The following is a 9,530-nucleotide window of genomic DNA, read 5'->3' on the forward strand; positions in this document are numbered from 1 at the left end:
CCCTCCACGCCGCGACTCGCATCCATGACCAGGGCTGCTCCTCTCTCAGGGGGGGGGGGGGGGGGGGGGGCTGTCCCGACCTGCGCTTCCCCCGGAAAACAGTCTCCGGATAAGCGTCTCCACTCAACCGAACGGCGTCCATCCCTCTCTCAAGCGGCCGATAAACAGCACACCGCTCCACGACGACTTCCCCGAACCCCGCCGTCCCCAGCCCCGTCTGGTACCAACTCAAACCCCAGGACACCCTGGGCACCCTCCACGCCGCGACTCGCATCCATGACCAGGGCTGCTCCTCTCTCACGACCATGCGACCTCCGCCCGTTCGGCAGTTGTCGTGCCCGGACATGCTGTAGCACCTCGCCCACCACAGGCAGCGGCGTACCTTGATTGCGTGGCTGACGATGACTTGGGTCGGACCCTGCGGCGCCTCCGGCGCCTGGCCTCGTTGACGCAGGAGGATCTGGCCGAGCGCTCCGGCGTCTGCGTGGACGTGATCCGGCAGCTGGAGCAGCGGCGGAAACATTCGGCACGGCTGCCGACGCTGCACGCGCTGTCGCACGGCCTCGGCGTGGAACTGACGACACTCCTCGGAGACCCGCCCGCGGTCTCCTCGGCGGGTGAGAGCGACGGGCCCCGCTTCGTGGCGGTACGGCGCGCCGTCATGCCGGCGCTCGGGGACCCGGAGCCGCAGCCCCCGGGCCCCGGCTTCTCGCTGGCGACCCGCCTCCCCGAAGCTATAGGAAGCAGTCCACAGACCGCCCGAGGACCGAGGAGCCGTCACACCCCCTCGTGCCTGCCTTGCGACGGCTTCAGACCTGCCCGAGATCGATCTCCGCGACGAAGGGGGCGGTGATCTTCAGGACGCCCGTGAAGACATCCCCTTCCCGATACGTCCTCGTCGCCGGGTCGAGCAGATACGTGTACACCAACGGCGTGCCCGTCGCGGCCTGCTCGATGCGCCAGTAGAAGCCGATCCCGGCCTTGGCGTACTGGTCGACCTTCACGATCCGGTCCGTGGTCTCCGACCCCGGCGACACCACCTCGACCACCAGCAGGACGTGCTCGGGCCGGGTGGGCGTGACGTCGATCGTGTCCGCGCGGTAGACGATGACATCGGGACGGCGGTTGGTGAGCGGGACGTCCTGCAAGCGGACGTCGAAGTCCGTGTCGGCGTTCCAGTCAGGACCTGCCGCGGCATCCAGCGCGTTCGCGAGGATCCGGGCCAGCCGGTTGTGCCGCTTGGACGCGCTGGGGCTCACGACGACCATTCCGTCCACGATTTCGATGCCGGCGCACTGCTCCTCGGACCACGACTCGTACTGCTCCGCCGTGATCTGTTCGTGCATCCACGCCGGGGCCACCATCTCAGCCGCCATGGCATGCCTCCCGGACACTGTGCGACGGGCCTGATCCCGCTTCGCCCAGCGTACTGTCCCCCCCTCTCACTGACGCGCCGGACGCGTCGGGCGGGCACTGTCCGGGGCCCCTTCGTGCCGCATGGACGCCGCCGGCAGTCAGGCTGTCCCTGAGGGCGAGGGCGGCCCCGTCACCACACCATCGCGAGTGACGCTGATGCGCTCTCCGTACAGCTGCACCCGTCGGCCGGTCGGCTCCAGATCGCCCTCGGAGAGGTCCTCCGTCTCGTCCTGTCCTTCGACGTGTACGGAATAGCGCCACGTCCTGCACTGGGGCTCGGTGTCGGTGTCGTAGTCGGGGGACCCGACGATCACTTCCGCGTCGACCAGCCCCAGTTCGCGGGCATCAGGGGAATCAAGGACCCTCACGACGTCCCCCATCCCGAACCGTGGAGCGGCCGCCGCCTCCATCTCACCGGCCTCGGCGCCGTACACGGCAGGGTGAAGAAAGGCCCTGCCGTCGGTCGGCCGTTCCCAGCCGTGTCCGACCCAGTCGAAGCCGAGGGCTCGCAGGCACTCGGCGGCGGACGCGCGCGGCGTCAGGTCGATCTCGAAGTGCAGCATCTCCGGGGTACGGGGGAACGGCCCCCGAGCATGCACGACGACCTCCCCGTGGGGTGCGAGAGCCGCGCGGAAGTGCTCGGCGAACGCCGCGCTCTCCGCAGACGACGCTTCGACCCAGAGGGCCAGCCAAACGAGCCGATAAGGGGCCAAAGCCATGGTCGAGAACTCCGTCGCGAACAGAGGGACAGAACGAAGCAGTCTACGCAGCCGGACGTGGAGCAACGGCTCCCACCGGCGCCTGAGGGGCCGAGACCGGTCGACATCCTGCCACGGCCCGCGCTGAGCCTTGCGGCGTGGTCCAGCCGAGGCCCGCGGCTAACTTCCGTACAGCAATCCAGTACATGGACCACTCTTGGTGCATGTCCATGAAGCGTACGAATGTCTATGCCGACCCCGAAGACCTGGCGGTCATCAAGGAGGCGGCCAAGCGGAGGGGCATAAGCGAGGCCGAGATCGTCCGACAGGGGATCCATCTCGCGGCCATGGCGAACCGCGTCTGGGACGAACCCCTTTTCTCGCGGACGTTCGAGGGGTCGGGGCGCACGCCGATCAAGACTGAGGTCCGTGACGCGGTCGCCGATACGGTCCCCCGCGAGAGAGACCCCAGAACCGCCGCGTGATTATCGTCATCGCGGATACGTCCGGCCTCCTGGCCGCTCTCGACTCGACGCACCCAGGACACGGAGCGGCGAACGAGGCGATCATGGCGGCCGCTCTCCTGGTGATGTCCCCGCTCCTGCTGGCGGAACTCGATCACGTGGCCACGCGCGAGTTGGGGCGCGCAGCCGCCGTCAGCGCGATCGATGACCTGCGGCGGTGGATGGGCCGGGGCCGGATCGTCATGCCCGCGATCACGCAGGACCACTTGGCCGCCGCGCAGTCCGTCCGAGTCCGCTGCGGCACGCTCGACCTGAACCTCGCCACCGCCGTGCATGCGGCGCTCGCCGCCGAATACGACACCGACGCGATCCTCACCCTCGACCGTCGGGACTTCCGGGCCGTACGGCCGTTGGGTCCCCACAAGGCGTTCCGGGTGCTACCCGACGACCTCCCGCTCTGACACAAGATCCGACGACGGCCAAGCGCGCGACCTGCAAGGGGCTTGGTTCTTGACTGCCAGAGCGTGATACGGGGGTGTGTGGAGCCGCCATGGAACGGCGGGCTGAGTGCTCCCACCGCGTGAACTCCTTGCTGGCCGCAGGTCAGCGCCGCGCTGCAACCTGGATGGACTGCACCCGCAAGGCGCTCGTACCCTCTGTGCGCCCAATGCTCCGGCGCGGGTGCGCGGCCAAACGTCGAAACGACCTAGAAACAAACAAGCCCCAGGTCGCTGACCTGGGGCTTCAAAAAGAGCGGGTGACGAGAATCGAACTCGCACTCTCAGCTTGGGAAGCTGATGTTCTACCACTAAACTACACCCGCGAAAGACGCCGCCAGAAGCGGTGTCGTAACGTCGCACACTGTACCTCATACCGGGCCCCAGGCGCTTTCGCCATGGGGCCCGAGTGCTGTCCGGGGGCGGGAGGAAGGGGGKGATGCGCCGTGCGGGGCGAGGGAGTTGGGGCGTACCGTGAGGGGTGGTCGTGGCGCCTGGAGAGGTGCCCCTTTCGTACCGTAATGTGTGGTTTCGGCGCCCACCCGGGGACGGGATCGAGGCGCATGAGTACCGCATGGATACCGCGTGGTCACCGCGTGCGCAGTCGGCGGTACGGGTCCAATTACGGCTTTGGGGAAGGGACTCAGGGACTTGATGGAGCACACCGTCGTCCGATGTGCCGAGGGGCACGTGTTCAGCACCGCGTCGTTCCCGATGCAGAAGGCGGACCGGCTCGGTCCCGGGCGGCTCATCCGATGTCCGCGCTGCGCCCGCCTCCGGCACTCTGTGCCCGTCACCTCGCAGAAGCCGTAGCGGGAGGACGTAGCGAAACGGTGTAGCGGGAGGACGTAGCGGGAGGACGTAGCGGGAGAGCGCGAGGGCGGGCGCGGCGGCAGCGGCGTGTTCGCAGGTGATTGCGGTCGGCCCCCGCGCTCTGCGTATCCTCGGTGCGTGCTTCTCTCAGACAAGGACATCCGGGCCGAGATCGACTCCGGACGGGTGCGGATCGACCCGTACGACGAATCCATGGTGCAGCCCTCAAGCATCGACGTGCGGCTCGACCGCTACTTTCGGGTGTTCGAGAATCACCGCTACCCCCACATCGACCCCTCCGTCGAGCAGGCCGACCTGACGCGGCTCGTCGAGCCCGAGGGCGACGAGCCGTTCATCCTGCACCCCGGCGAGTTCGTGCTCGCCTCGACGTATGAGGTCATCTCCCTGCCGGACGATCTCGCCAGTCGGCTCGAAGGGAAGTCCAGTCTCGGGCGGCTCGGGCTCGTCACGCACTCCACCGCCGGGTTCATCGACCCGGGGTTCAGCGGGCACGTGACCCTTGAGCTCTCGAACCTCGCGACCCTGCCGATCAAGCTCTGGCCCGGGATGAAGATCGGGCAGCTGTGTCTGTTCCGGCTCACCTCGTCCGCCGAGTCGCCGTACGGGTCGGAGCGGTACGGGTCGCGTTATCAGGGGCAGCGCGGGCCGACCGCCTCGCGGTCCTTCCTCAATTTCCATCGGACACAGGTGTGACATCCAGCATGAGTGACGTGCGCGAGAACCTTACGTACGAGAAGTTCGGCCAGGCGGTGCGCGAGCTCGCGCAGGCCGTCGCCGACGACGGGTACCAGCCCGACGTGATCATCTCCATCGCCCGCGGTGGCGTCTTCGTCGCGGGCGGGCTCGCGTACGCACTCGACTGCAAGAACATCCACCTGGTGAACGTCGAGTTCTACACGGGGGTGGGGACGACGCTGGAGATGCCCGTCATGCTCGCGCCCGTCCCGAACGCCATCGACTTCACCGACAAGAAGGTGCTCATCGCCGATGACGTCGCCGACACCGGCAAGACGCTGAAGCTCGTCCACGACTTCTGCCTCGACCACGTCGCCGAGGTGCGCTCCGCCGTCATCTACGAGAAGTCGCACTCGCTCGTGAAGTGCGAGTACGTGTGGAAGCGCACCGACGAGTGGATCAACTTCCCGTGGAGCGTCGAGCCGCCCGTCGTCAAGCGCGCCGGGCAGGTTCTCGACGCCTGAGGCGCAGGCGCCAGCTCCTCCAGTAGATGAGTGAAGCAGGCGGTAGGCGGTAGGCGGTACGGATAGGGCCCCGGGGGACACAGTCCCCCGGGGCCCTTTCGTGGCCGTCCGCGCGTGCGCTAGAACGTGCCCAGCTTGATGATCGACAGGATCGCCAGGAGCTGGATCGAGGCCGCGCCCAGCGCCTTCGGCCACGGGAGGTCGTGGGACTTGCTCACCATCAGGGTGAGCAGCGCGCCCGCCGCGATCCACGTCGCCCAGCCGAGGAGCTGGACGAAGGGCTGGCCGCCGCCCAGGAACAGCGCCACGATCACGCGGGGCGCGTCCGTGAGGGACATGATCAGCATGGAGAGGCCGACCGTCGGCTGCCAGGCGCCGTCACCGCCGAGCTGCCGGGCCAGGGTGTGGGTGACCACGCCAAGGACGAAGGCGCTGATGGTGATCGCGACGCCGGTGGTCAGGACGTACGGGACCGCCGACGAGAGCGTGGCGTTGATCGCGTCCGAGCGGGCGTCGTCGAAGCCGAATATCGCCAGCAGGCCGTAGAGGAACGTGACGATGACGGCCGGGGCCCACATCGCGTAGTCCCGCATCTGGAGGAAGGTCGGGTTCGGGCGCAGCACGATGCCGCGCAGCAGGTCCTTCCAGTGCAGCCGCGGGCCCATCGGCGCCGCGGCTGCCTGGCCCGCGCGGTAGGTGTCGCCCTGGGTGTAGGGGTCCTCGCCGATGGAGAAGGCCTGGGTGTGCCCCGGGTTGTTGGCCGCGTACGGGTCATGGCCGCCCTGGGGGCCGTGACCCTGGTCGCCGCCGAAGTACTCGGGCTCGCCCTGGCCACCGCCATCGCCACCACCGGCCTGGGGCCACTGCTGGCCGCCGCTGCCGTACTGCCCGCCGCCACCGCCGTACCGCGGACCGCCCCCGTACTGGGGACCACCGCCCTGCGGGTGTCCGCCGCCCTGGGGGCCGCCTCCGTACCGGGGGCCACCGCCCTGCTGCGCGTTCGGCGGTACGGGTGGGTAGCCGTACGGCTGCTGCTGGCCCTGGGGGGCCTGCTGTCCGTACGGCTGCTGCCGCGGGTGTTGTTGCGGTCGCGATTGCGGGGCGCGGTTGTCCCGGCCGCGTCCGATCCTGAATCCAGCCACGAATCGAACGTACCTGGTCTTGGGGGGTGGGGTCGTCCCTCCTCGGGAGGAGAGAGGCTTTGCGGCCGACCTGTGACAACCCCTAGGGGAACCCTGAAGGGTTTGCCACAGGTACCGACGCGTTCCCTGGGTCAGCCGATCACGGCCCCGTACGCGAACGGGTGCGAGGACGCGGGCAGGCCGATGGACCTGGGCGTGACCGCCGTGCTGCCGCGCGTGGCGCCGCCCGGAAGGTTCCAGACGCCGCCCGACGAGGCGTTCTCGCCGGGGGCCGCGACGGAGACGTCGGGGCGGCCGTCGCCGTCGTAGTCGGTGGTGGCGAGGGTCGTGCCGAAGGCGTCGCCCTTCTCGGCGGTGCCCGGGACGCCCGCGGTGTTCTGCTGGTACGCGACCGAGTCCGCGCCGCCCGAGGTGTCGAGGATGCCGTTCTTGCCGCCCTTGAGGACGGTGACCGCGCCCGCGCGCGCCGCGCTGCCGATCGCCTCGCCGGGGGCGCCCGCGATCAGGTCGTCCCTGCCGTCGCCGTCGAGGTCGGCGGCGGTCAGGGCGTTGCCGAAGTCATCACCCTTCTCAGCGATGCCGGGGACGCCGGGGGTGTCCTGGTTGAGGGTCTGGCCCTCCCAGATGAGGCCGTCGGCGCCGCCGTAGTGGATGTGGATGCCGCCGCCCTTGGTGAGTTCCTCGGGGCCGCAGGGGTCGTCGATGTTCTCGTCGGCTATCTCGCGGCAGTTGCCGAGGGCGAGGTCGTCGCGGCCGTCGCCGTTGAAGTCACCGGCGGCGAGGGCGTTCGCGGCGCTGTTGTCGCTGCTCCAGGTCAGGCCGAAGGCGCCCTCGGCCTTGTTGTAGGTGTGCACCTGCACGTGGGACTGCGTATAGGGCTGGTTCTGGGTGTAGAAGGCGACGGCGAGGTCGTCGCGGCCGTCGGAGTCGAAGTCGCCGGTGGTCATGACGGGGGCGCGGCCGCCCATGCGGTCGGCCATGAGGCGCTCGGTGCGGGCGGCGAAGGGGTTGAAGTTGGCGACGACCTGGTCCTTGCCGCCGACCGCCAGGTCCACGTCGCCGTCGCCGGTGAAGTCGGCGGCGGCCAGGGCGTTGCCGTACGCGTCGCCGGACTTCGCGCCCCGCGCGGCGGTGTTGGCCAGGGCGAAGCCGTCACCGGTGCCGTACAGGACGGTGACGGAACCGGCGTCGGTCCTGGCGTCGATGTCCTCGCCGGGGGCGCCTATGACGAGGTCCGCGTACTTGTCGTCGTCCACATAAGCCGTGGTCAGCGCCCCGCCGAAGCGGTCACCTGCCTCCGGGGTGCCGGGCACCTCGACGGTGGCCTGGGTGATGCGGCGCACATTGCTCGACCCGGGGCCGCCGGGACCGCCGAAGACGACGCTCACGGCACCGGCCTTGGCCTTGCCGTTGACGGTGGCGCTGGGCACGCCGACGGCGAGGTCGGCGTACCCGTCCCCGTCGAAGTCGCTCCGCACGGAGTTGCCGGGGGCGGCCCCCGCCGTGGCCGCGACGGGCAGGGTGAGACCGGTGGCGGCCAGCGCGGCGGCCGCGGCGAGGGCGAGAGTGCGTCGACGCACGGAACTCTCCAACTCTTCGGGAAACGGGAAACGGGAAACGGGGGTACGAAGTACGAAGTACGAGGTACGGGGGCGCTAGTCGGCGAAGTTGGCGCCCAGGCGCGGGGTGCCCGCGTCGGACATGCCGAGCGTGGAGGTGTAGACGCCGGACGTGCCGGAGAGGGTGCCGTCCGGCTTGGAGTTCAGGAGGTAGAGCGCGCCGTTGCCGCCGTTCTCGCCCAGCGCGCCGACGGCGATGTCCCCGCGGCCGTCGTCGTTCAGGTCGTCCACGTGGACGTCCGAGCCGAAGAAGTCGTTCTTCTCGTTGGTGTTGGGGACGCCCGCGGTGTTCTGGCTGAGCAGGACCGAGCCCTCGGTGGAGAGGCCGGAGCCGTCCGCCGCGCCGTAGACGACGGTGATGGAGCCCGCGTCGGTGACGCCGTCCAGGTTCTCGCCCGGCGTGCCCACGACCAGGTCCAGATGACCGTCGCCGTTGATGTCGCCGAGGTCGAGCTCCGCGCCGAAGGAGTCGCCCTTCTCGCCGCTGCCGGGCACGCCGGGGGTGTCCTGCGTGATGACGTCGCTGCCGCCGTAGGGGCCGTTGGCGTTGCCCTTCACCACGTGCACGCTGCCGCCCTTGTGGGCACCCGCGATGCCGTCGTCCCAGGTCAAGCCGATGATGATGTCGCCGTAGCCATCGCTGTCCGTGTCACCCACGTCGGTGATGTGGCCGCCGGGCAGCCGCTGGACGCCGGTCGTGGTGACGCCGCGCGAGCTGCCGGGGAGCCAGAGGTTGGCGTTGTACTCGTCGGCGGTCGAGAACCCGTCCACGATCAGGTCGTCCTTGCCGTCGGCGTTGATGTCGCCGGAGTGCAGGTTGAAGGGGCCCGCGTCCTCGCCGCTGATGATGGGCGGGGTGACGGTGTAGTGGCCGCCCGTGCCGCCCCCGCGGGTGAGGCCGCCCTTGTAGATGTCGATGGTGGCGGCGCCCGACCTGGAGCCGATGGCGAGGTCGTCCTTGCCGTCGCCGTTGAAGTCGCCCGCCTGGATCGGGGCGCCGAAGAAGTCGTGCTTGGTGGGGCGCGGGTCCTTCAGCGTGGTGCCGCCGGACAGGCCGCTCCTGGAGCCCCAGAGGATCTGTACGGTGCCGCCGTCGGCGTCGGAGCCGACGTCCTCGCCGGTCGCGGCGATCGCCAGGTCGTCGTAGCCGTCGCGGTCGAAGTCCCCGTACGCGGTGTCGCCGCCGAAGAAGTCGCCCTTCTCGGCGCTGCCGGGCACCCCGGGGCTGTTCTGGCTGTACGTGACGTGGCGCGGACGCGTGCCGCCGTACGTCACGGCGACCTGGCCCGCGCCCTCCTTGCCGCTGACGAAGGCGCCGGTGGCGGAGGTGGCGAGGTCCGCGACGCCGTCACCGTTGAAGTCGGCGTCGTCGGGCCGCGCCGCGGTGGGCGGCTCGGCGGCCGACGCGGTGGTGGCGGTGACGGTGAGCAGTCCTCCCGTCAGCGCGGCGGCCGCGGCCGTCGCCGCGGCGATGCGGGCGCGTCTGCGGGTGGCGGTGGTGCGCTGGTGCTGGGCCGCGCCGCGGTGGGCGGCTCGGCGGCCGACGCGGTGGTGGCGGTGACGGTGAGCAGTCCTCCCGTCAGCGCGACGGCCGCGGCGATGCGGGCGCGTCTGCGGGTGGCGGTGGTGCGCTGGTGCTGGGCCATGCGGTTCTCCTGCGG

The 9,530-nt window shown here is 70.1% G+C and carries 9 protein-coding genes, 1 tRNA gene and 1 pseudogene; 5 read left to right on the forward strand and 6 right to left on the reverse strand.

The window, feature by feature from the left end:
* Nucleotides 1-391: 391 nt before the first annotated feature.
* Nucleotides 392-739: pseudogene (locus AB8Z36_RS19225) on the forward strand (helix-turn-helix domain-containing protein); the annotation flags it as partial.
* Between the two features lie 70 nt (nucleotides 740-809).
* On the opposite strand, the gene AB8Z36_RS19230 reads toward AB8Z36_RS19225, so the two are convergent.
* Both AB8Z36_RS19230 and AB8Z36_RS19235 read right to left on the reverse strand, forming a co-directional pair.
* Nucleotides 810-1,376, reverse strand: coding sequence for a Uma2 family endonuclease (locus tag AB8Z36_RS19230; RefSeq protein WP_369214570.1), 567 nt, complete (start codon nucleotides 1,374-1,376; stop codon nucleotides 810-812).
* 138 nt (nucleotides 1,377-1,514) lie between these two features.
* Nucleotides 1,515-2,015, reverse strand: coding sequence for a hypothetical protein (locus tag AB8Z36_RS19235; RefSeq protein WP_369214571.1), 501 nt, complete (start codon nucleotides 2,013-2,015; stop codon nucleotides 1,515-1,517).
* Between the two features lie 323 nt (nucleotides 2,016-2,338).
* Between AB8Z36_RS19235 and AB8Z36_RS19240 the strand changes: the two genes are divergently transcribed.
* Nucleotides 2,339-2,599, forward strand: a complete 261-nt coding sequence (locus AB8Z36_RS19240) for a CopG family transcriptional regulator (RefSeq protein ID WP_369214572.1) — start codon at nucleotides 2,339-2,341, stop codon at nucleotides 2,597-2,599.
* The gene (locus AB8Z36_RS19245) at nucleotides 2,596-3,039 is read left to right on the forward strand and encodes a PIN domain-containing protein (protein ID WP_369214573.1); all 444 of its coding nucleotides are present in this window, start codon (nucleotides 2,596-2,598) and stop codon (nucleotides 3,037-3,039) included. Before AB8Z36_RS19240 ends, AB8Z36_RS19245 begins: the two co-directional genes overlap by 4 nt.
* Nucleotides 3,040-3,330: 291 nt before the next feature.
* On the opposite strand, the gene AB8Z36_RS19250 is transcribed toward AB8Z36_RS19245, so the two are convergent.
* A tRNA-Gly gene (locus AB8Z36_RS19250) sits at nucleotides 3,331-3,401 on the reverse strand.
* 625 nt (nucleotides 3,402-4,026) lie between these two features.
* On the opposite strand from AB8Z36_RS19250, the gene dcd reads away from it, so the two are divergent.
* Nucleotides 4,027-4,602 (forward strand): dCTP deaminase, encoded by a 576-nt coding sequence (gene dcd / locus AB8Z36_RS19255; RefSeq protein ID WP_055546045.1) that lies wholly within the window; start codon nucleotides 4,027-4,029, stop codon nucleotides 4,600-4,602.
* Nucleotides 4,603-4,610: 8 nt separating this feature from the next.
* Complete coding sequence (locus tag AB8Z36_RS19260) at nucleotides 4,611-5,108, forward strand: phosphoribosyltransferase (protein WP_369214574.1); 498 nt, start codon at nucleotides 4,611-4,613, stop codon at nucleotides 5,106-5,108.
* A gap of 119 nt (nucleotides 5,109-5,227) precedes the next feature.
* Here AB8Z36_RS19260 and AB8Z36_RS19265 read toward each other — a convergent pair whose 3' ends face one another.
* From AB8Z36_RS19265 to AB8Z36_RS19275, 3 genes are all read right to left on the reverse strand, one after another.
* Complete coding sequence (locus AB8Z36_RS19265; RefSeq protein WP_369214575.1) at nucleotides 5,228-6,250, reverse strand: Yip1 family protein; 1,023 nt, start codon at nucleotides 6,248-6,250, stop codon at nucleotides 5,228-5,230.
* A gap of 131 nt (nucleotides 6,251-6,381) precedes the next feature.
* Nucleotides 6,382-7,830, reverse strand: a complete 1,449-nt coding sequence (locus AB8Z36_RS19270; protein ID WP_369214576.1) for an FG-GAP-like repeat-containing protein — start codon at nucleotides 7,828-7,830, stop codon at nucleotides 6,382-6,384.
* A 75-nt stretch (nucleotides 7,831-7,905) separates the two neighbouring features.
* Complete coding sequence (locus AB8Z36_RS19275; protein ID WP_369214577.1) at nucleotides 7,906-9,342, reverse strand: FG-GAP and VCBS repeat-containing protein; 1,437 nt, start codon at nucleotides 9,340-9,342, stop codon at nucleotides 7,906-7,908.
* Nucleotides 9,343-9,530: the final 188 nt, after the last annotated feature.

This window comes from Streptomyces flavofungini (assembly GCF_041028215.1).
GTDB classification, from domain to species: Bacteria; Actinomycetota; Actinomycetes; order Streptomycetales; family Streptomycetaceae; genus Streptomyces; species Streptomyces flavofungini_B.

Bases quoted from the DNA above. Each gene is read 5' to 3' on its own strand.
- AB8Z36_RS19230 (WP_369214570.1), bottom strand. From the start codon at position 1,376: ATGGCGGCTGAGATGGTGGCCCCGGCGTGGATGCACGAACAGATCACG.
- AB8Z36_RS19240 (WP_369214572.1), top strand. From the start codon at position 2,339: ATGTCCATGAAGCGTACGAATGTCTATGCCGACCCCGAAGACCTGGCG.
- AB8Z36_RS19260 (WP_369214574.1), top strand. From the start codon at position 4,611: ATGAGTGACGTGCGCGAGAACCTTACGTACGAGAAGTTCGGCCAGGCG.